Raw genomic sequence first — 21,410 nt, forward strand, 5'->3', positions numbered from 1 at the left:
CCGTTCCCTGCTGCGTGGGCCTGAGGGCGAACGACACAACGGCCGCAACGCCCCTCAATGCCGTGCAGATCGTGCCGCCCGCTGTCCCCACAGCGTTCGGATTGCCTCCGCCGCAGGCAAACGCGCCGGGAATGGGTTGTCCCAGTCGATCTCCCCGCCGACCCGGTCGACCGCATCCAGCAGTTGCTCGTAGGTTCGCGGCTCGAGGCCGTCCTCGGCGCCCTGCGGCCAGACCAGCAAGGCGGTTGGGCGAGTTTCGTCCAGGACGACACGCGCCACGATGGCTGGCGGGCTGACAGCCGAGTTCCTGCGCGGTTGTTGACGGAGAGGGCCTGCCTGAACCAGTACAACCTCGTCTCCCGGTCGCACCGCGCGCTCGTCTCCGGGATTCATGAGCCATGAGTCGACCACCCCGCGCCCGTAGCGCTGTTCGAGGTTCTCGCGGGCGGCGGCGGCCTTCGGTGGGACCGGGACCGGGTCGTTGATGCCGATCCCGATCCACAAGCGGCGGGGCTGCGGCGCGGCCCGGCGTTGGGCCGGTACGTGGGCTGGGGGACGGTAGATCTCGCGAGCCCGTTTCAGCCACGTCTGATCGATTGGGTCGCTTTCGGCCCACCAGACATCCAACTGTTCGGCCACCTGTGTACACAGCCCTTCGTCGTCGGTGAGGACTGCGGCTTCCCGAAGCAGGTTGCGGGAGCGGGCGGAGGCGTTGGCTGAGCCGATGACGACGTACGTCTCGCTGCCCTCGAGGTGGATCATCTTCGCGTGCAGGTTCGGTAACGTGCGGACGTCGACACCGGCTTTGTGCCATCGGCTCATCGTTCTCGGGTCAACCTGCCCGGCTTGCAAGGCCGCGTCCGACCCGTCGATGATGATCATGTCGTCGCCCACCAGATCGAGAAGCTCTGCGGCGGCTGGTCCGATGTAGGAGATCGCGGCCCGCTTGCGGACATCCGCGTGCAGGTAGTCCTCGAGTCCGTGCCAGGTTCCGTCTGCTACCAGCTGGATCATGATGGGTATCCGCCATCCTTGGCTGCCGCATCCGGGCCTGCCGTTGGGGTTGTTGAGACGCCCCTTGCGAGGCCGACGCTCGTGATCGCTTCGGCGACCCTCTCGATCTGCTCGTGCAGGTGCGTGACAGGTGCCGACAAGTCGACCCGGTGCACGACGATGCGCACCCCGCTTCCCCTGAGTTGGTAGGTCACCCGTTTTGCTCCTGCCGATGCGTAGACGAGATGACCCCGGGTCAAGTTGAGCGTGGTGCAGTAGGCGAGCATCTGGTAGATGTCGTCGCGGGGTGGGGTCTTGCCGGCTGACTTGTATTTGGCGTCAATGACGGCGAGGCACTGGCGCCCCTGCCACCAGGTGATGTCTGGCCGTACCAGGGGTAGCAGGTGGTCGTGGTCGAGGTGCATCTGGTGCTGGCCGGTGATGGTTCCGCCGTAGCGTGTCTCGACGGCGTGTCGTAGAGCTGTGGTCAACCAGTCTTCGAAGACGGTGTTGAGGTCGAAGACGAAGCCGGCGGCGAGGGTTGAGCCGTGGGCGTGTTCGATGCTTTCGCCGGTCAGGATCAGCCGGGCGAGCCGCAGGGCGGGTTGGTACCGGTTGTTGAAGCGGTTGGGCGGGGTTTCGGGTATGGGGGCGCCTGCCGTGAGGGGGGTGACGTCGGCGAGTGCGGCCGCAGTGCGGTGCAGGGCGTTGCGGGTGGCCGGTGGGACGCCGGGTAGGCGGTGTAGGCGGCGTACGGCCGACAGCAGGATCTGATTTTCTGGTATGTCCGGGTTGTAGTCGTCGTAGCGCACCTCGACGGGTAGGGCCAGTCCCGGCCGTGCGCGCAGTTGGTCTGCCTCTCGGAGCCGGCCGCGCACCAGCGGCAAGGCTTCCTCGACGGTTCGGTATCCCTGCAACAGGCCTGGTGCGAGTGCCTGAGACGTAGCGGTGGCGAAGGCGACTGCCATGGCGGGGACGAGGTCGTGTTCGGGGGTCAGGCCGACGGGTTCGGTGCGCCAGCCGCGGGGGTCGCGGGCGTAGCCGAGCAGCCACAGTAGCCGAGCGATTCCGACCTTCGGCCGTACGTGCAGCTCCACGTGGTCGTCGCCGGCAACGATGCGGGCCGCGCCGACCATGGAGCCGGATCGCAGCAACAGCCGCCCGTCGAGGGTGAGTGAGGTGTCGACGAGCTTCGTGGCTCCCATCGCCCGGGCGACGGCCGCTGTCGTCGGCTCACATTCGTGCGTCTGGTGCTCGCGTAGGCTGATCAGCCTCACTGGGCCGGGTCTCCGGCGTACTCACGGGGTGCCGGCACCGCGGTAGGGGCGGCGGCCTGCTTGAGGCGTTTACGGAGTGCGTCAAGGCCGTAGCGGAGGTTGATGTCAACTCCGTCGCCGAGGTGGCGTTCCTCGAGCAGGGGCATGATGGCGTTCTTCCAGATCCTTGCCAGCCCCTTCTCGGTGGCGGCCTGGGTTGTCATCAGGTAGGACGGGCCGACGGCGGCGTCACGGTCGCCGATGACGCGGTTGAGTTCGTCGAGCAGGTCCGCGCGGTCGGCGGGGAGGTTGTGCTTCTTCAGCCACTCGCGGAGCAGTCCGTCAAGGGGTGTCTCGCCGGGAAACAGCGGCTGGAAGTAGAACCGGCGGCGCATGGCGGCGTCGACGAGTGCGATGGATCGATCGGCGGTGTTCATAGTGCCGATGAGGTAGACGTTCGGTGGGAGCTCGAAGTCGTCGGTGGGTGAGTACTGCAGTTGGATGCTGCGGTTGCGGTATTCGAGCAGGAAGTACAGCTCCCCGAACACCTTGGCGAGGTTCGCCCGGTTGATCTCGTCGATGATCAAAATGTAAGCCTGGGACGGGTCGTCCTTCGCGTCGGACACCAGTTGCTTGAAGGGCCCGGGCTCGAGTGCGAAGCCGACCCCGCCGTCGGCGGCGGCCCTGGGACGGAAGCCTTCGAAGAAGTCCTCGTACGAGTACGACGGGTGGAACTGGACCAGCCGGTAAGCATTGTCGGCCTGCCCGGTGAGGAACTGGGCCAGCGCCTGCGCGAGGTAGGTCTTACCCGTGCCGGGCGGCCCGTACAGCACGATCTGCTTCTTCTCCCGCAACAGGTCAACTGTCTCGCTGAGCCACTCACGGTCGATGAGCAGCTCGTCGGCCAACTCGGCGGTCGGCTCGGGCAACTCCACCTCGGCCACCTCGAGCTTATCGTCGACGTCCTCCTCCCCCGGCTGGTCATCCAGTTCGGCGAGGGCCGCGAACTCGGCGACGTAGGTTCCGAGGTCCGACACCGTCAGCTGACCGGACAACTTGTTCCGCGCCTCGGCCGACAGCTCGTTCCGAGTGAATGGTGCGTCGGGATTTGCCCAGGCAACCTTCCGCCGCCGGTTCGACAGGTCGTCAGGCATGTTCACCCAGGTGGCGGGGCCGGTGATGGTGCCGACATACACCTTGGGCCCGTCGACGGTGACGACGATGTCGCCCTCGCTCATCCGGTTGAGGAACCGGTCGAGCACCCCCACGTGGAGACCACGCTGGGACGGTGAGAAGTCCGGCAACGAATCCCGTAGCTGCTGGTCCAGCTCCGCCTTCGACAGGCCGGGCTTCAGTTCCGGCAGCCCTGGGTAGGCGATGGAGCAGAACCCTTCGGTGAGCCAATGGCCGATCAGGTTGTGTCCGTGCACCTTCGCGCCTCGCACCAGCCAGCCGCGCGGTCCCTTACCCTCGCCGACGGGCCCGGTCTGCTGCCGCCACCGGTCGACCCAGGGCGGCTGATAGAAGTGAACCCGCGTGCCGGCCCTTTCCGACAGCGCCGTCCGAAGCTCCGCCAGGTCGCGATCGATGTCGCCGGTCTGATGGGGTAGCTCATCAGTGAACGCGTCAACGATCAGCTTCTTGTGCCGCCGGGAGGCGACCGGCGGGAAGGTGTCGGGAAACGCGAGGTTCAGCAGGATGTTGCGTTGGCTGTAGGCGCTGTTGATCGGGAGCCTGTCCAGGACGTCCTTGAAGGCCCACGGGTCGCGCAGTGCCGTCTGTTGGTCGTCGACGGACAGGCGCTTCCACGCCTGCACGAACCGCACGAGCCACGCGATCTGCCGGTCCCGTTGCGTCATGTAGGCGGCGCCGGCTCGCACCACGCCATGATCGAGAACCGTGTCGAGGTCCGCGGGGATCTTGACCGGCTCGGGCAGCAAGGACAGCGCTCCGTTGATCACTGCGCGTTTCGCCGTGCCGCCGATGTCGCGTGGTAGGAGCAGATGCAGGTAGATCAGTTCGCCCATGAGCTGCACCGCCGTGGGCGGTGCTGCGGCAAGCTGCCCCTGTAGCTTTCTGACGAAGCTTCCCCTGCCCGTGTCCGGCTGCTGAACAAACCTGGCATACAGCTGGTCGGCAGCTTCTGCTGTCCAGACGGCTCGGCCGGGGGTGAAGGCCGATCCGTTCCCGGCCAGGCCAGCCTGGATCACCCTGCGGGCGGCGGCGTAAACAGCATCCTCGTTCACGGCACTCCTTGTCAGTTCCAGGTGGCCGACTGCGCAGCTGGCCGTCGCCACCGTGGGCGTGGGGGAAGGTACGTTCATGGGCGGTAGTCGTCATGGACAGCCACCCTGGACAACTCGTACCCGTCGGGGGTGCGCCAGTAGTGCAGACGACGTGCCGCCGGCGCATCCTGTTGCAGCGCCACCCGCCAGCAGGTTGCGCCGTCAGCGCGACGCACATACGGACCGCCGGCGCCGCCGGCTCGTAGCTGGTGCACACCGCGGCCCGCCAGATGCTGCACCTGGGCGGTGAGCACCTCGACCACCACGGCTACGATCTTGGCCCGGCTGATGCCCGCCAACTGTTCGACGGACTCGAGGAAACCTGGACCGAGCAGATAGTCAGCGAGTGGCTTGCTGGCTTTCTCGGCAGGGGGAATCCGCCGCACCCACTCGGAGTACACCTCGAACCGGAACTGGTCCTCGGCGTCGAGGAACGCCGGAGCGTCTATGCCCAGTGCATTCTCGTTGCGGCCTTGTGCGCTCCTCAGCTGCTTGACCGCCCGCTGGCGAGCGAGGTCCGCGCTCCGGTAGCGGGTCTGCAACTGCTCGATGACATGGTTAGCGTGAGCCAGCTCGTTCTCCAGGTCCGCGGCCCGGCCTCGTAGGCCGGCAAGGTCGCCGGCCAGAGCCTCCCGGGTCGCCCGCTCTGCCGCCAACTCGTTACGCAGCTGGATGACCGGTGGCCCGTCCGCACTGCCCGGCGCGCCATCCATCGGCGGCGACGCCACGGGTCTCGGCACCGGGACCCGACCACGGGGGCCCATGTCCAGAGGTGTCGGCCTGCGCGGGGGCGGGTCCGGTACCGGGGATGGGCTGGGGGCCGGGCTCGTCGGGCGGGCGGCAGGGGTGGCGGGCGGCTGTAGTTCAGGCTCGGGCAGGCACAGCCATGGAGGGCCACCGGGAAGCAGGCTCGGCGCGGGCTTCGGCGTTTCCTCGTCGTCGACGTCATCCAGGCGCAAGCGCAGAGGGTCGTCGTCGGCGATTCGGCAGGCGACGATCTCCCCCGGGGTGAACAGGCCGCGCAAGGTGTCGTTCGCGTTGGAGGTGACCGCATCCCTTCCGACGTCCACCACAACATCGGGCAGCAGCCGCAGGCTCACGGCGTCATCGCTTACCGCAGCCACGTCCGCCAGGACCACGTCACCAATCCGGTAGGTCTCCGCGACCGCAGCCGACGCGGTCGATGGGTCGGTGAACAGCAGTGCCTCGCGCAGATCCAGTCTCCGCGACACAGGATCGTAGACGCCCGTAACGCGCTGCCCCCGAACGAGCAGCCGCTCCAACGCGACGCCGGGTACGGTCAGCTCCTCCCACACCGTTGCCACCGACGAGTCGTCCAACCTAACCAGCGCCCGTGACCCGATTACACCCTGAACCGCTCCAGACCGCTGCTGAAGACGCGGGTTCGTCTGTGGCTCAAGGAGGCCGGCAGCCAGCGCCGCCTCCAACGCATCGTGTATCAACTGGTCCGTGATACGCCGCCGGTCCTGCAGTGAATAGGCGAACCGCAACCTGCTACGGGCCGGGTCGGCAACCCAGCGGTGATCGAGCGGGTACACGCGTCCCGCGCCGCCGTACACCTGCGTTCCCTGCGGCATCTCCCGTGAGAACGCCCAGGAGACATCGCTCGTGGGCATCAGCACGACCTCAGCCAGGTCCCCGACCGCGTCCTTGACCTCGTGCGGATCCCCGAACGGCTCCTGCTGCCCAGCCGGAATCGTCAGCACCACAACCGGCCACCGGCGTCGGCCAGGAGTCAGCACACGGTGAGCGAGATCGCGAGCGTCGGGCTCCGTGTCGATCCGGCGCACGTCGGCGGGAGGCGCGAGGGCATCCGTCGGCCTAGTGGTGCTCGGCTTCTTCAACAGCACGGACCTCCCATCGGTCAACCGATCCCTGTCCCCTGCCGCAGCCCTTGTCAGTCGTCGTAACCGCGCTCGACCATGCCCTCGCGAATCTCGGACATCGCAAACAGAAGCCGCTCCGCGACCTCCTCACACACCTCGTCAATCATCGTCAGGGCATCCTCGTCGCCGTAGGCCCTCGCCAAACGGCGACCGTTCACCTGCACCTTGCGAAACCACCCATACACGGCGTCCAAGCGCTGACGCGCAGTCGCCGTCCGGTCCAGGACCCGCAACTGGTGCACGTCATCGAAGACCACGTTCGCGGCCAAGCCGCCGAAGTCGTACTCGGCCCCAATCGGCGGATCCTCGCCCGGGACATCCCACCGACCAAACAGGCGTCGCTTGACGCGAGTCACGTTCATCGGGCGTTCTGCACTCCACATCGCAGATGGAAGGGGAATCCCATGTAACCGCATAGGTACGACATCCCGTGTCCGTCGAACCGGCCCACTTTCCATCCCACGGACCGATTGATCAGCCGCGCCGCCAAGAACTAGCTGTACTGCCCAGGACGGTTGGTGAGGTCGTGTGACGACACAACGTAGATAGACGTGATTTCGAGGCCGTGCTCGCCGGCTGCGCGCCGCTCCTCCCCGCCGATGTCCGAGGCGGTGCCGCGTTCGTCCCGCCATCCCTGATCGTCCGGAACGCCACCGACGTCCGGCACCGCGTCGGCTGGCCGGCCGAGATCGCCGGCATCGGCGAGCACACCCGGATGATCGCCGAATGCCTACGGCACCTCGACCCGTTCCGGCTCTCCACCCAGCTTGACGTGCTCGATCGCCTCCTGCGTCACCCGAAACCGGTGGCGTCATGACTCACCATGTCGTCTCGGCGGTACGTCACCGGCCCCTACCCTGGAGTGCCATGGACAGGATCGCCATCATCGGCTGCGGTGGGAGCGGTAAATCCACCATCGCCCGGCAGCTGGCCCAGATCCTCGACGCACCGCTGACCCACCTCGACGCCGTCTACTACGACGAGCAGTGGCGGCCGTTGCCGCAGGACGATTTCGCCGCCCAGCAGGAGAAACTCGTCGCCGGGGAACGGTGGATCATCGAGGGCAACTATGCCAGGACCCTGCCCATCCGGCTGGCTGCCGCGGACACTGTCATCTTCCTCGACCTACCCGCCGCCACCTGCTTGTGGGGCATCACGCAGCGGCGCTGGCGCTACCGAGGCGGGCAGCACCACCAGGATGGCGTCTACGACCGGATCACCTGGAACTTCGTCCGCTACATCTTCGGATACCGACGCAGTATGCGACCCCGGGTACAGAACCTTGTCCGGGAACACGGACCTCACATCCGGCTTCTCACCCTCAACGGCCGCCGGCAGGCCAACCAGTTGATCAACCGCGTACGGGACGAACACCAGCCCTTGCCCTAACCGCAACGGGACGGCGCGCTGTGTCATCTGCACGGCGAGTCCGCTCAGCCTCGCACAAGCCTATCGTCGCCTGCCCAGCCGCCCTCACTGCGCGAGCTGAGCGGGTCCTACGGCCCGGAACGTCCGTGGGTAGCCGTTCCCTGGCCGCCGCCTGGCCGACCTCCAACGCTCAGCACGTTCGGGATTCGGGCGTGTTACTCCTCGCCGAGTTTGATTCGGACGCAGTCGGTAGCCGGTTGGGACGCCCACCTCTCCTCTGCGACTTGACCTTCAGCGATAGCTGAGCGTGGATCACTAGACCCCTCGCTGGTACGGCGCGGGGTGCCAGATGAAGCTCGGCGTCATCGGTGCAGAACACCTGCCCGTGGCCCCGACGGACGTAGGAGGTCCGAGGCCAATGAGTCTTGCCGTTAAGGGCGCTCTTCTCGCGACGAAAGACCTAGGGAAGAACGAGCGGGCCGTGGCTATCGCCATCGCTGCACACGCCAACCACGAAGGTAAGGCTTGGCCTTCCGTCGCCACCATCGCGAACTACGCCGGCTGCTCCGAGCGGACGGTGCAGCGGTGCCTCACCAAGCTGGTCCAACTCGGCCGCCTGGCCGTGTCCAAGGTCGCCGGGATCGCCACCCGCGTCTACCGCCTCGTCATCGCAGATCGAAGGACGGGAACCTCCTCTGGGGTGACAAATCAGCAGGGCAGGGCGACAGATTCGGCCAGCAGGGGTGACAGCCAGGGTGTCACCCGAAGCCTTGAAGACCAATCAACGAGAGGCAGGCAGGCACCAGTTTCCGACCGATTTGCTCCGCAGAGGAAGCAAACCCGCGCTCCGGGTTGCGCCGAGCGTGGCGGCGCGGCGCCGCCGATGACCGACGGTGGCCGCCGCTGCTCGCGTCCGGGGCACATTGGCCAACCTGCTGGCAGGTGCATTCCCTGCCGCTCAGAGGCGATCGAGCGCCGGGCATGATCGCGACCATCACCTATGTGCTGGCATGCTGATCGGTCTTCGGCTGGACGAGCGCGGTGCACCATGAGACAAGCGAAAGTCGGCCGGCGTAGCCGGCCAGGGCTTCGCCCAGGCATGGTCACGCCGATGACTCATGTCGACCCAAGGTGAGGCGTCCCTCTTGGTCGAACCGGATTCGGCCGCTGGTCACCGCGACGTGCAAGCCGTACCGGAGCAACTTGTCGATCTTGTCGGTGCGCCGCCGGTAGCCGAGGCGCTCCAGCCCCGCGCGCAGCAGGCGCTCCTCGTCCATGCTCGGCACGCTTTGCAGAACGTGCACGAACGCGTTGGCGACCTCCTCGGGCGGCACCTCCTCGAACGCCCGGTCGTTGCTCACCTGGGTGACCCGGTACGCGCGGTACGTCTGCGGGTCCGTCCCCTCGGGCCAGGCGTACCGCCCTACGGTGGGATGGTCGTACAGCCGGCGGGCGTCGACGAGCGCGAGCACGGCGAGGCGCCGGTCCTCCCGGGTCCGCAGGAAGCCAAACCGGGCCAGGGCCAGGCGGGCCAGCCGGTGCTGTTCGACGGGTCCCTCGGCCGCGATGATCTCCCGCAGCGCCTCCCGGACGAGCCCGCGTACCCGCTGGTCGGTGGCGAGCAGGTCGAGGTCGCTCTGGTCGCCGAGCGGCGTCGGGGCGTACGGGATGAAGGGGCTGACTTCGATGGCGCCGGTCGTCGCCTGCGGCGCGCTCGCGACGGGGGCCGGCGCGGAGGCGGTGGCGAGGTCCGTGACGGGGGCCGGCGCGGATGCGGCGGCGAGGCCCGTGACAGGTGCCGGCGACACTTCCGTGGCGGGCTCGGTGTCCTCCGCCAGGTGTGTACCCGACAGCTCGACGAGGTGGACCTGCTCGACGTCCTCGGCGGTGCGGGGCGACGGCAGCTCGACCGTGCCGTAGGGCGCGACCGCCTCCGCCGGCGCGGGCAGCTCTGGAGCGTCGGCCTTCGCGACGGCGTCGTCGACGCGGTCGAGCAGCGTGGAGCGGTCGTGGATCCACGCGGGCAGCCAGAACCGCACCACCTCCGGCCAGCCCATGATGGTCCGGAGCAGGGCGGGCGCCAGGTCCCGGTCGGCCACCGTCGGTCGGGCGCTCCAGTCGGGCCCGTCAAGCATGACGGCCACCTGCCAGCGGGCCGAGCCCGGCCGGCGTACGGCAAGGTCCACGGTGAAGTCGGACAGGCCGTGCGAGGTGCGGACCTCGTGGCCGCGGTCGCGCAGCGCGGCGGCCACCTCGTCGCGGATGCGGCTGCGACGCTCGGCCCGGTCGATTGCCAGGTCGCCCAGCCGGTCGGCGCCGGCGGCGGCCATCTCGCAGTACGCGCGCAGGTGCTGCGTGCCGACCGCCGAGGTGCGGGACAGGTCGATGTCGGACGGGTCGAAGGACGAGAAGAGCACCACCTGCTGGCGAGCCCGGGTGATCGCCACGTTGAGCCGCCGCTCACCGCCGGCCTGGCTGAGCGGACCGAAGTTCAGCGGAAGCTGGCCGGTCTCCGGGTTGGTGGAGAAGGCCAGGGAGAACAGGACGACGTCACGCTCGTCGCCCTGCACGTTCTCCAGGTTCTTGACGAAGATCGGCTCGGCGACCGCACCGGAGAGCTGCTCGCGGATGATCGGGTCGGTGCTGTCCTCCAGCAGGTTGAGGATGAGGTCCCGCTGCTGAATGTTGAAGGTGACCACACCGATCGACTGCCCGGCGGTGGCCGGATCGTGCAGGCGCCGGGTGATGTCGGCGAGGACGGCGCGCGCCTCGACGTCGTTGGTCCGTGAGCCGCCGCGGTCGTACCGGCCGTCGACCCGCTGCCAGGCGATGCCGGCGGAGCTGCTCATGCCAGGCGACGGGAGGCTGGAGAGTTTGTTGTCGTAGTAGTAGCGGTTGGAGAAGGCGATCAGCGACTCGTCGTGGCTGCGGTAGTGCCAGGACAGCCACCGCTGTGGCAGCCCGGACTCGACGGCTTCGCTGAGGATGCTCTCCAGGTCCTCCAGCACCGGGCCGTCGCCCTCGTCGACCTCGTCGACGGTGTGGCTGGCCTGCATGAAGGTGGTCGGCGGCATCTGCCGGGAGTCGCCGACGACCACCACGGCGCTGCCCCGCCCCATCGCGCCGATCGCCTCGGCGACCCGGATCTGCGACGCCTCGTCGAAGATGACCAGGTCGAAGCGCTGGCTTCCCGGGGCCAGGAAGTTCGCCGCCGAGGCGGGGCTGACCAGCACGCACGGGGTCAACGCCAGCACGGCGTCGGGATACTGCTCGAATAGCTCCCGGAAGGATCGGCCGCCGCGCTTGCGGCGCAGTTCCGCGGCGAAGTCGGCGAAGCGGCCCCGCCGGTCGGAAGGGCTGAACGGGCGGCGGCGGACCAGCACCGAGGGCAGGCGCTCGGGCAGCGCCGACCGCAGCTCCCCGGCGGCCGTCTCGAACTGGGCGATTTCGTCGTCGTGCAGTTCCGGGTCGAAGTACTGCAGCCCGCCGGCCCGTACCCGCTCGCCGAGTGAGGCGGCGGCGACGCCGCGCCGATACGCCTCCTCGGCGAACTGTCCGTTCACCTCGGCGCGCAGCAACTGGTCCCGGTAGTCGGTGAGGCCGGCGGAGGCGAGCACGTCGGCGTGGGTAAGGACGGTGGCCCAGCGGCGCAGCGGAAAGAGTTCCTCGCTGCGCAGGTCGTGCAGCCAGGTCGCGCCGTCCCGCTGCCAGGCGTCGACCCAGTGCGAGCCGGCCGACCACAGGGCCAGCTCCGGCTCTGCGGAGCGCAGCACCCCGCGCCAGGCACGCCATCGGGAGGCGACCCGGTCCAGGAGGACGGCGTCGACGTCCGTGACGCCGCGCTGGAACAGCTCCCAGACCTGCGGGTGCCGGGCCAGGAGCGTGCGGCCGGCCCGGGTCGCCTCGATCGCCTCGGCCAGCCGCTGCTGCGCGTCCGGGTTCGTGGGCTGCCACGCCGGGATCGGTAGGCCGCCGAGCGCGACCGCGTGCTGGTGCAGCGCGGCGGCCTGGGCCTGGGCGGCGACCAGGCGTCCGGTGGTCACCTCGACCCGCTCGACGTCGAGCGTCGCGCCGGCGACCAGGTGCACGGCCATTTTGTCGACGACGGCCTGCCGGCGCTTGCGCTTGCCGAGCAGCTTCTTCGCCGCCTCCTGCGCCTCGGCGTGCCACGCGGTCAGCTCGGGGCGGGCGAACACGTCCGGGCGGAAGGTGGCCAGCTCACCGGCGAAGCCCTGGTGGAAGGCGGCCAGCTCCCCCTGGAGCCGGGCCGCGGCCTCGTCCCAATGGCGGTCGCCGGCGCGCAGGGTCGTCTCCCGGTCTGGGAGCATCCCCCGTACGGCGAGCCACGCGCCGGCTTGCAGCTCGGTGACGGTTTCCGGGGTAGGCAGCGTTCGTAGCAGCCCAACCAGGTGGGGGTGGGCGGCGAGGTCGGCGCGGAGGCGTTCGAGGTCGGCGGCGATCTCGGTGACGGCCGCGCCGTGCAGCCCGTCGAGGGTCCGGCAGCCGCTGAGCGCCCAAGGATGCCCGGTCCGGACCCGCGCCGAGCGGGCGGCGGCAGGGAACTCCCGCAGCGTCGTCTCCACCCGGGCGCGTACCTCGGCGGGTGCGTGCAGGTAGCTGACCGGAACCGGGGCGGCCGGGCCGTCCCCGTACGCGAGGACCTGCTCGTAGGCCGACCAGAGCGACATCCCGATCGGGTTGGCGGTGTGGACCTGCGCTGGATACTCCGCCAGCGGGGCGAGCCTCGTCCGGTAGGCCGTTTCGACGGCCGTCCAGTCGCCGTCGCTGCCCAGGTCGTACTGGTTGAGGGCGTCGCGCAGTTGCTGTCGGATGGCGTTGAGGGACTGCTTGCGCCCGTGCAGGTCCAGCGCGAACGGTCCGAGGCCGATCTGCTTGAGCCGGCGCTTCACCACCTCGAGGGCGGCCTGCTTCTCGGCGACGAACAGCACCGACCGGCCGGCGGCGACCGCGCGGGCGATCATGCTGGTGATGGTCTGCGACTTGCCGGTGCCGGGCGGCCCTTCGAGGACGAAGGACTGGCCGCGCTCGGCCATGACGATGGCCTGCATCTGGGAACCGTCGGCGGGGATCGGCAGGTGCAGCTCCCCCTCGTCCACGGCGACGTCGGCGTCGTGGTCCGGGCGGGCCGGGTCGTCGAAGGTGGCGCCGGAGGATTCCACCAGGTGCCGGACGACGGGGTTCTCCATGAACCGGGGCCAGTGGTCGCCGAGGTCCCGCCACATCTGGAAGGTGGAGAACTGCAGCAGCCGCAGGCTGGCGGTCTCGTCGATGCGGTAGTTCAGCCGGTTGTCGACCAGCCCGGTGTTGATCGCAGCCAGGGTTTTCGCGATGTCGATGCCGTGCTCGTCGAGGACCGGCTGCTCCAGCGCCGGGATCCGCACGCCGTGCTTGACGCGCAGCCACTCGATGAGGCAGTAGTTGGGGCTGGCCACCTCGGTGCCGTCGATGACCATCGCGTACGGACGGCGGCCGCTGCCGCCCTCGATGCGCACCGGCAGGAGGAACAGCGGCGCATACGCCTCTCCCCCGGTGGTCTTGGTGTGCACCAGGGTGCCGATGGTCAGGTAGAGGTAGTTGCTGCCGGTCTCCTGCTCCATCGTGCGGGCCTCGCGCTGCAGCGCCCGCATGGCGGTTTTGTAGCGGGCCTCGGTGACGGCGCCGTAGACCCGCCGGTCGGTGCGCAGCTCCCGGGTGAGGATCTCGGCGTCGAGGTCCTGCGCCCGGCGCGCGCCGGCCAACTCGTGCACGTGACTGATGTCGTCCTGCGGGATGACCTGCACCTGGCGGCCGTCGTGGATGAGGTCGTCCAGCAGTGCCAGGGCGCCGGCCGGCACGTGCAGGTCCAGGCCGCGGCCACGCTTGGGCAGGTTGAGCAGTGGGTTGCGCAGGCTCAGGTCGAGCAGGCACTTCCGCCACTGCTGGATACGCGCCGGCGAGCCGTCGGAGAGCTGCGGCACCTCGTCGCCCTCGTCGGCGAGCTGGCGCAGCTTCGCGGCGGCGACACCGGGCGGGAGATCGAGCGACGCGCCGGCGTCGGGGGTCATCTCGGCGTCGACGGGCGCGGGCGCGACCAGCTCGTCGGCCGACGGCAGCGGCCGGATCCCGGAGCGGTGGGCGAGGTGGACATCGACGACGCCCTGCAGGCGGTGGCCCTCGCCGCGGAAGTGGCCGAGCCCGACGCGTACCGACTCGGTGAAGGTCGCCGACTGGGCGCCGGGCCCGATGCGGGTCAGTTCGACCGGCACCGCCCGGCCCGAGTCGACCATCGAGATCAGCAGGTTGGTCTCGGTGACCGCCGCAGCGCCGAGCCGCTCCTCTTCGAGGAGGAAGCCGCCGAAGGCGTGTCCCTCGCTGATGAAGATGAGCGGGTGCAGCCCGGCCGCCTCCAGGCACGCGGCGTAGGTGACGGAGAGGTCGAGGCAGTTGCCGAGGCGCCCGTCCAGCACCGCGGCCGTCGTCCGCACCTTCTGGCCGCTGTTCTCGAACGACGCCGGCAGGGTCTGGTAGGTGATCTCGAGCTGGCGCAGCGCCTCGTACACGGCGCCGGCGATCAGCGCCGCCCGCTCCGCTCCGTCCTGGTAGCCCTGCAGCGAGCCGGAGCCGGTACGCGCGAGCAGAAGCTGCGCCGCCGACCGCAGCACGGCCTCGACCGCCCGGGTGTTCGGCTGCACGAAGGCCGCCAGGCTGTCGTAGAGGGCGGGGCTATTGAACCACTCGTTGTGCGCCAGCACTCGTGACGGGGCGACCAGCGCCACGGCCTTGTCATCCGCCTCGACGGTGAGGCGGTAGTCGACCGGGAACGCCTCGTCGGTGCGATACAGCAGCGCCCGGTCGGGCGTGACGTCACGGAAGTCGTCCCAGCCGGTGCTCGCGCCCGACCGCAACGGCGCGGTGAGCGTACGCGTCCACGGCTCGGTGAGCGCACCGTCGGGGCCGAGTAGCTCCAGCGTCAGGGTCACGTCCGCCAGCGGCTCGGCGCCGCGGTTGACCAGCGTGAGATGGCGGACCAGCGGCACCCGGTTGTGCACCAGGGCGGCGTTGATCGCCGGCTGCACGAGCAGCGCGACGGCGAGCTGGTCGTCGTCGGCGGTGAACTGCGCGAAGACGCTGTCGGACATGGCATTTCTCCAGGTGGCAAGGCCAGGACTCGTCAGCCTAGCGGTCACCCGACCGGTGGATCCGCCCCCGGCCCGTATGCCGATCTTGGTTGTCGTACCCGTCGTGCAGGATGTGCGCCATGACGACGCACCACCCGAACACCCGGCGCCTGGTCTACGGCCACGCCACCAATCACGACTGCCTCGCCTTCGTTGACGCCGACACCGCCGCCGGGGAGGCCCCGGAGATCAGGGCGCTCGCCGCCGCGCGTACCTGGGGCGAGGCCCGGCAGGTGCAGATGACGCATCTGTCAAACCCGGCCGGCCCCGAGTGCTACGAAGAGGACGACTACCCCGACGACGAGCCCTTCGACATCACCGAGGTGGGTGCGATCGTGGAAGGGTACTGGCCCGAGATGGTCACGGCGCGGGCGCTCGACGCGCTGCCGCAGGACCTGCAGGACCGGTACGGCGAAGTCGTGCTCACGGTTCACAACGGTGAGTACCTGCAGGTTCCGCTCGACGGCGAGGCGGAACTGGTCGCGGAGCTGCGCGAGCGTGGCTACGAGGTGACCCGCGACGATGACCTCGTCAACCTGCTCGACGGCCTCCGCCTCGGCTCGGTGACCGCCTGACGAACGACGGAGACGCCGGCATCGGTTCCGAGGACCGGTTCGCTACCGGTGCCTGGCCGGCGTCTCCGTGGCTTGTGCTCACCGGCGGCGCTTGGTGAGGCCAATTCAGAAGCGCGAACAGCCATTACACCCTGCGAGCCCATGACGGCGACGATCAGTAGCGCCCCAGCCTACCCAGAAGCAATCCGCTCAAACCCGCACACATCTCCTAGCCGCCTCCGAGATCGACGGGCCGCCCGGCACCCTGAAAAATGGTTGCGGCCGGGCCTTCCACATCAGCGGCGGAGGCGGCGGGAGCAGGGGCCGTCGTGGTCGGCGCGGAGCAGGCAGCGCCGGCCGCTGGGCAGCAGCAGGTCGCAGAAGACCCGACGGCGTACGTTCTGGTCGTCCTCGGCCGACACGGTAGTCTCCCCCGGGTCGGTCTGCGGCAGCATCGCGGTCCAGCGGGCGACGACCCGGGCCAGGCGTTGCGCGGCGGGCAGGTCGGCGGCGGTCACCGGCAGGTGGATGACCCAGCGCTCGGTCACCGGCGCTCGCCGTTCGCAATGCGGGCCTGCTCCGACTGCCAGCGGAGCAGCGCGTCCTTGATGCGCAGGGTCTCCTGGCGGTGCTCCGTGATCTCGGCGTAGAGCGCCATCATGTCGCCGGCGGCCCGGTCGAGGTAGGCGTAAACGGCGTCCGGGTCCAGGCCGCGGCGCCCGAGCCGGGCCGGCGGGAAGCGGCGCTCGCGCACCTGCCACGGCAGCAAGGAGGGGTACGCGGACGAGCGGTAGGGTGTCGCTCCGCTCCCCTGCCCAGATGGTACGTCGCGGACGCTCATCAGCCTGCCCCTCCTGGTCGTGGAAAGGGTGGGCCCACCTGCCCGTCCCGCGCTGGCGGGCCCACCCCGCCCTGACACCGCAGCTCTAATCAGCGGTACGGCGCCAGGGCTGCTCAACGGATTGCCGATCGAGTGTGCGCGGCGGCCGGTCGGGGAGATCGCCCGACAGCCGCGTCGGTAGCCATCCTGTGACAGTGCGAAGTGGACACGCAACGCCCGGGAGCGCATTTTCTAGAGCAGACCCGGACTTTCTTTACTGAAACTCATAAACGTTCCAAGAATGCATTGCCCCATGTTGCGAAATGGAACCAAGGAGTGTCGAGACGGCGACGGACCTCGCTTGGACCAGGGCAGGCCGACACCTTGCCGGCTGCTGCCACAGTTCCGCACCGCAGGGCATGACGCTGGACGTCAGGGCGACCTGCTAGCCGAGCCCAGGACGCAGGCGAACCCGGTCGCCGGGATGGCGGTAAAGGCAGCCAGCGAGGTCAGCAAGATCAGGCCTGTCCTCCCGGGCCCGCAAGCCGATACCGACCTCGCTCGTCCCGGACGAAGTCGGCGAAGCGTGTTGCGTGATGCGCCGGAGCATTCGCACACATGCGGGAGACCACGTGAGTACGGGTGCTCTCCGCGTAGGCAGTGCCTCTGCTGACGAGGAGCCGCACCACCTCGTCAGGTGTGACAGTACCGTCAGAGCTTCGGGCTGCAAGCTCCGTCGCTGCCTGCAGAACCTCGTCGCGGCACGTCCACGTTGCCATGAGCAGACTCTATGAGCACATAGCCTTCCGCGTAGTGAGTGCCCTTCCGCCATTCGGTGTCTACCTGGCGAAGCGGTCGGTGACGTTCCGGCCCTCAGGCATGACGTCGGCAAGCCGGATCTGGACGCCAACCCGAACCACCTCTGTGCCCGCCCCGAACGAGACCGGCATCCGCCACGTGCGCCATTTTCGCAGCGGCACTGCCGCCTCTCGCTTCTGCCGCTTGAGGATCGCCTCCGCGGCGATGACGTCGGCGTGGCGGCCCTCAACCACCTCGACCAGCTCAGCGCCCGCCAGCAGGTGCTCCCGCACCCGCCGCGCACCGCCGACCCCAAACTTCAGCAACCCACGATGACGCACCAGGTAGAGCAAGTAAGACGTGTCCTGCAACGCGGCGAACGACCGGTCACCGGGCTCGGGCGGACACACCGGGCAAGACCGGCTGCGGAGCGGCTGCCACGACCCGCAGCGGGCGTGGACGCCCCAGGTGCCGTGGGACGGCGTTCCTTGGCGTTCGCTGTACCACGGTAGTCCGTGGACGTCGCCGGCCAGGTCGGTCCAGCCGTCACGGCGACGCCGGTCGAGCTCCTCACCTAGGGCGACCGCGGCCTGAAATTCGGCGGCGGCGCGAACGGGGATGGCGTCCGTCGCAGTAACGCCGGCGAACCGGCGAACCTGGTCCGCGAGGGCCGCTTCGTGGGAAAGCCGGGACAGCAGTCGCTCCCCGGCCGCAAGAGCCAGGCCGGACGAGCGATCGTCCAGGCAGATGTGGCACCGGGTCCGCCAGCTGGTATGGCAGATCCGGTGGGTACCGCAGTTTCGGCACCGGAAGATGTCAGCGCCGCCATCCGCGGGCAGAAGGCCCAGCGGTTCCATCTGGCCGGCTACCAGCGCCGCGCACGGGTGACAGTGGACGAACCACGCGATGTCCGGGCCGCGATAGCGCGAGTTCGCCCGGCCGTGAACGGTTTCCCCGCAGTTGACGCAGGCGCGTTCCGTAGAGTGACTGGGGCCTTTCACTTGACGCGTCATTCACCCGAGTCGGCACGATTCCGGATGCCGGTCCGGTCCGCACCGGCCGCGATCGATTGCGGAGTGCCGCGTCGACCACCTTTTTCCCATGACACCTGGCTGTAGCTGTCCCAGCGCTTGTCGAGGTGGGCTGGCACAGCCTGAGCGTCCGGCGTGACGGTGAAGTCGCAGCCAATCGCCTCCATCTGCATCCAGATCGCGTTCACGATGTCCGCATACTTCTTGTTGCTCACACCGTCGAGTCGAACCGTAATCTCCCGCATCTCATCACTCCCACTGTGATCATCTGGGGTCAGGGAAGTTGCAGGCCCGCGCATCCCTTACCGCTATGGGCGTCTCGGTGCCGCATCCAGAACACAACGTCGAGGACCCGAAGTCGGGTGACCTCCGCCGGCAGGTTGACCTTCGCGTGCAAGGCGTCAAGGCGCTGCGCCAGAACGCCACCCTCCTCGCGGAGCTTGCCGTGCAGCCAATCCCAGAAGCCGGTCCCGGTGCCGAAGGCACAGGACACCACCTCGTCGTACACCGGCACCAGCTTCGGGCGTTTGCGGGCGAGCAACTTGCCGGCGGTGACCCAGCCGATGCCGTCCGCGGCGCGCAGCATTCGCCACGCGTTGTCCGCGTGGCCGCCCGTCACGATGAGTGGAAGCGCGTCGTCAGCGCCCAGCTCGACGTCGACCGGAATCTGCTCCAGTTCCGTGGCAACCTCGCGGCCGAGTTGCCCCTGCAGCAGGTCGAGCGCCCGGCGCGGCGGCACTTGCACGCTGAGCAGTTCCACCGCGATGAGGTCCTCGGCGGTGACCGTGTCTGAATTCTCCGGGCGATCACCACCACCGCCGAGTCGCTCGAAGTGCCCACCGGTGAACGCCGCATCGCCGACCCCCAGGAAGTAGCGCTGAAGGTCGGGGACTGACCGAGGATCATCCAGCACGGCCAGAATCTCGGCGAGTGTCAGGGGCTCCCTCATGCTTCTCCTCCGGTATGAACTCGGCTAGCTGCCGGCGACAAAAGACAGGAACGGGCTGGGTGTTCCGCTCCACGACACGTAAAGGGCCTCGCGGGCGCGAGTGCTGGCGACGAAGAGCAGGCAACGTTCCCTCAGCATGTCGCTCTCGTGCTGCAGCTGATCGACCTCGCTCGGCGTGACCTCCTTGGCAAAGGGAACCGCCTTGGCCGTGGCCCCCACCACCGCGACGCACCGAAACTCCAGACCCTTCATCGCGTGCATGGTGGCGAGCCGCACCCCGTCGACGTCCGCGCCCGGCTGATCCCGCACCCGCACCGCCGGAATCCCAGCCCCTGTCAGCTCGTCGTACACACTGGTGAGCAGGGTGTTGAACCGCGCGCAGACAGCGATCTCGCTCGGTTGAACGCCCTGCTCCAGCCACTCCCCCACCCGCTTGACGAGCGCGGTGACCTCGGCCTGGGACGTCGGATATCCCTGCCCGTGCGGCCGCTTGCCGTGCAGCAGCGACCGGTAGCCGGTGAGGCTGTCCTCGCCCTCACCGCCCAGGTCCTCGACGCGCGACCCGACGAGTACGCCGGTGGACCAGGAAAGGATTTCCTCGGTGCTGCGGTAGTTGATGCGCAACCGGCTGCTGCGGCCGGCGACGGAGATACCGAGGGCGCCAAGCGACACCCGGGAGTCGTAGATCCTCTGGTGCGGGTCGCCGGTGATGAACAGGTCGTCGGGGCCGGCTGCTACTGCGGCGCGCAGCACCCGCCACTGCGCAGGGTGCAGGTCCTGCGCCTCGTCGACCACCACGTGGTCGTATCCGTGGACGGTTAGATCAGCGTCTTCAAGCAGTTGCGCGGCCCTCCCACACACCTGCAGGTGCGTCATCGTGCCCGCCGCCGTCAGCTCGGCCGAGAACATCTCGACGGCGTCCCACACCTGATCGCGTTGCCGGGCGCCCAGCGCCGATCCTCTCCCCCGTCGGCTGGCCGCGCGGTACTCGTCCCGGCTCCGCACGTCCTGAGCGAGTACGACGTGCCGGAACTCCTGGGCGAGGAACTGCTCGGTCCAGGGCAGCTTCAGTCGCCGGCACACCCGCCGCCACACCTGCCGCTCGTCCACGTCCCCGATAGGGGCCGGCACGCGACCGGCGAGGACGCGCACGGTGCGGTTGGCGAAGGCATTCACCGTTGTCACCTCTACCCGCGCCAACTGCTGGTCGTCGCCGAGGAGCAGCCCAAGGTTCTCGCGCAGGGTCGCGGCGAGGGCATTGGTGTACGTGGTGAGGAGCACCCGGCTATCGGCGGAGCGGGACAGCAGGTGCTTGACCCGGTGCAGGGCGACTACCGTCTTGCCCGTTCCGGGTCCGCCCGTCACCTGCGCCGGCCCCTTATACGAAACTCTGTACGCGACGCGCCGCTGGGACGGATGGAGGAACACTCGCCAGGCGGCGAACGGCTTGTCCAGGATCTCGGCGAGCTCATCGGGCCGGGTCACCAGGGTGATGCGGCTCTTGGTGTTGGCGATCGCCACCGCGAGGTTCTCGCTCGGCTCCGGCGTGGCATCCGCCGGGCGGCGTTCCGCCACGACGTCCCGGTAGACCTCGTCGGGCGAGAAGCCCTCGGCGAGGTACTGCAGAACCTCGAACTGGTCCTCTGGCAGCAGCGTGCCGAACGCTTCGAGCTGCGGCTTGTCGATGATCGTCCGAACCGCTCGCAGCACCTGGTCGTCGAGGCCGAGGTGTCGTAGCACCGTGTCCGAGTGGCCGGCGAACAGCAACGTCGGCGCTTGCGCCGCGGCCTTCTCCAGTGCCGGCGTGAGCTGTTCGATGGCGACGACGTTGCGGACCTCCAGCGCCCGCGTCGCGGTGTTCACCGTGTAGAGCCGCTTCGCCGCCCAGGTGTACGCGTGGTCATGCGGCACGACGTTGAGCAACAGAAAAGTGTCGCTGCCGTCGTCGGGCGCCAGCACCACCCCACGCCAGAAGTCAGTGATCCGGATCGTCCGCATCCGCGGGTCCCGCGCATTGTTCACCGACTCCAGGTGCAGGCCTTTGTCAGCGTGCAGCTCGGCGATGCTGAGCTGCTGGAACTTCTCCATCGCCTTCCGGACGCCGGCCCTCACCGGCTTCTCCAAGACGTCGTAGCTCTGCCAGAAACTGTTGGCGAAGGCGAGCTGCGGCACTGCGCGGCCTCCTGCATGATGGGTCGAGGGCGGTGGGTGCGACCCTACCGGCCGCCTGCGCCGCGTGACTGTTGGGCAATGGCGCCTCCGCGAGGCGAG

16 protein-coding genes are annotated in these 21,410 nt (G+C 68.9%); 3 read left to right on the plus strand and 13 right to left on the minus strand.

The window, feature by feature from the left end:
* Window positions 1-54: 54 nt before the first annotated feature.
* The 6 genes from NLX85_RS18290 to NLX85_RS18315 form a co-directional block, all read right to left on the minus strand.
* A complete protein-coding gene (locus NLX85_RS18290) occupies window positions 55-1,014 on the minus strand; it encodes a phospholipase D-like domain-containing protein (RefSeq protein WP_254336677.1) in 960 nt (319 codons plus the stop codon).
* Window positions 1,011-2,270 (minus strand): McrC family protein, encoded by a 1,260-nt coding sequence (locus NLX85_RS18295; protein ID WP_254336679.1) that lies wholly within the window; start codon window positions 2,268-2,270, stop codon window positions 1,011-1,013. Before NLX85_RS18295 ends, NLX85_RS18290 begins: the two co-directional genes overlap by 4 nt.
* Window positions 2,267-4,495, minus strand: a complete 2,229-nt coding sequence (locus NLX85_RS33470) for an AAA family ATPase (RefSeq protein WP_254336681.1) — start codon at window positions 4,493-4,495, stop codon at window positions 2,267-2,269. Before NLX85_RS33470 ends, NLX85_RS18295 begins: the two co-directional genes overlap by 4 nt.
* 74 nt (window positions 4,496-4,569) lie before the next feature.
* The gene (locus NLX85_RS18305) at window positions 4,570-6,405 is read right to left on the minus strand and encodes a hypothetical protein (RefSeq protein ID WP_254336683.1); all 1,836 of its coding nucleotides are present in this window, start codon (window positions 6,403-6,405) and stop codon (window positions 4,570-4,572) included.
* A gap of 47 nt (window positions 6,406-6,452) precedes the next feature.
* Complete coding sequence (locus NLX85_RS18310) at window positions 6,453-6,803, minus strand: hypothetical protein (protein ID WP_254336685.1); 351 nt, start codon at window positions 6,801-6,803, stop codon at window positions 6,453-6,455.
* 131 nt (window positions 6,804-6,934) lie between these two features.
* Window positions 6,935-7,150: a hypothetical protein gene (locus tag NLX85_RS18315; RefSeq protein ID WP_254336687.1), complete on the minus strand. Its 216-nt coding sequence runs from the start codon at window positions 7,148-7,150 to the stop codon at window positions 6,935-6,937.
* A gap of 158 nt (window positions 7,151-7,308) precedes the next feature.
* Here NLX85_RS18315 and NLX85_RS18320 point away from each other — a divergent pair, with 158 nt between their 5' ends.
* Window positions 7,309-7,830, plus strand: a complete 522-nt coding sequence (locus NLX85_RS18320) for a topology modulation protein (RefSeq protein ID WP_254336688.1) — start codon at window positions 7,309-7,311, stop codon at window positions 7,828-7,830.
* 397 nt (window positions 7,831-8,227) lie between these two features.
* Window positions 8,228-8,794, plus strand: a complete 567-nt coding sequence (locus NLX85_RS33715) for a helix-turn-helix domain-containing protein (protein ID WP_374628106.1) — start codon at window positions 8,228-8,230, stop codon at window positions 8,792-8,794.
* Window positions 8,795-8,912: 118 nt separating this feature from the next.
* On the opposite strand, the gene NLX85_RS18325 is transcribed toward NLX85_RS33715, so the two are convergent.
* Window positions 8,913-14,948: a DUF4011 domain-containing protein gene (locus NLX85_RS18325; RefSeq protein ID WP_254336690.1), complete on the minus strand. Its 6,036-nt coding sequence runs from the start codon at window positions 14,946-14,948 to the stop codon at window positions 8,913-8,915.
* 119 nt (window positions 14,949-15,067) lie between these two features.
* Here NLX85_RS18325 and NLX85_RS18330 point away from each other — a divergent pair, with 119 nt between their 5' ends.
* On the plus strand, window positions 15,068-15,562 hold the full coding sequence (locus NLX85_RS18330; protein WP_254336692.1) for a hypothetical protein: 495 nt from the start codon (window positions 15,068-15,070) through the stop codon (window positions 15,560-15,562).
* A 275-nt stretch (window positions 15,563-15,837) separates the two neighbouring features.
* Here the strand turns inward: NLX85_RS18330 and NLX85_RS18335 are convergent, their stop codons facing one another.
* The 6 genes from NLX85_RS18335 to NLX85_RS18360 form a co-directional block, all read right to left on the minus strand.
* Complete coding sequence (locus tag NLX85_RS18335; protein WP_254336694.1) at window positions 15,838-16,089, minus strand: hypothetical protein; 252 nt, start codon at window positions 16,087-16,089, stop codon at window positions 15,838-15,840.
* Window positions 16,086-16,382, minus strand: a complete 297-nt coding sequence (locus tag NLX85_RS18340; protein WP_254336696.1) for a DivIVA domain-containing protein — start codon at window positions 16,380-16,382, stop codon at window positions 16,086-16,088. Before NLX85_RS18340 ends, NLX85_RS18335 begins: the two co-directional genes overlap by 4 nt.
* A gap of 818 nt (window positions 16,383-17,200) precedes the next feature.
* Window positions 17,201-18,172 carry a hypothetical protein gene (locus tag NLX85_RS18345; protein ID WP_254336698.1) on the minus strand — a complete coding sequence of 324 codons (972 nt, stop codon included), beginning with the start codon at window positions 18,170-18,172 and terminating at the stop codon, window positions 17,201-17,203.
* Complete coding sequence (locus NLX85_RS18350) at window positions 18,169-18,405, minus strand: hypothetical protein (RefSeq protein WP_254336700.1); 237 nt, start codon at window positions 18,403-18,405, stop codon at window positions 18,169-18,171. The genes NLX85_RS18345 and NLX85_RS18350 overlap by 4 nt, the downstream gene beginning before the upstream one ends.
* Before the next feature lie 59 nt (window positions 18,406-18,464).
* On the minus strand, window positions 18,465-19,139 hold the full coding sequence (locus tag NLX85_RS18355) for a DUF6308 family protein (protein WP_254336702.1): 675 nt from the start codon (window positions 19,137-19,139) through the stop codon (window positions 18,465-18,467).
* 24 nt (window positions 19,140-19,163) lie between these two features.
* Window positions 19,164-21,311, minus strand: coding sequence for a UvrD-helicase domain-containing protein (locus NLX85_RS18360; RefSeq protein WP_254336705.1), 2,148 nt, complete (start codon window positions 21,309-21,311; stop codon window positions 19,164-19,166).
* Window positions 21,312-21,410: the final 99 nt, after the last annotated feature.

The sequence above is a fragment of the Micromonospora sp. A3M-1-15 genome, assembly GCF_024213425.1.
Taxonomy (GTDB): Bacteria; Actinomycetota; Actinomycetes; order Mycobacteriales; family Micromonosporaceae; genus Micromonospora; species Micromonospora chersina.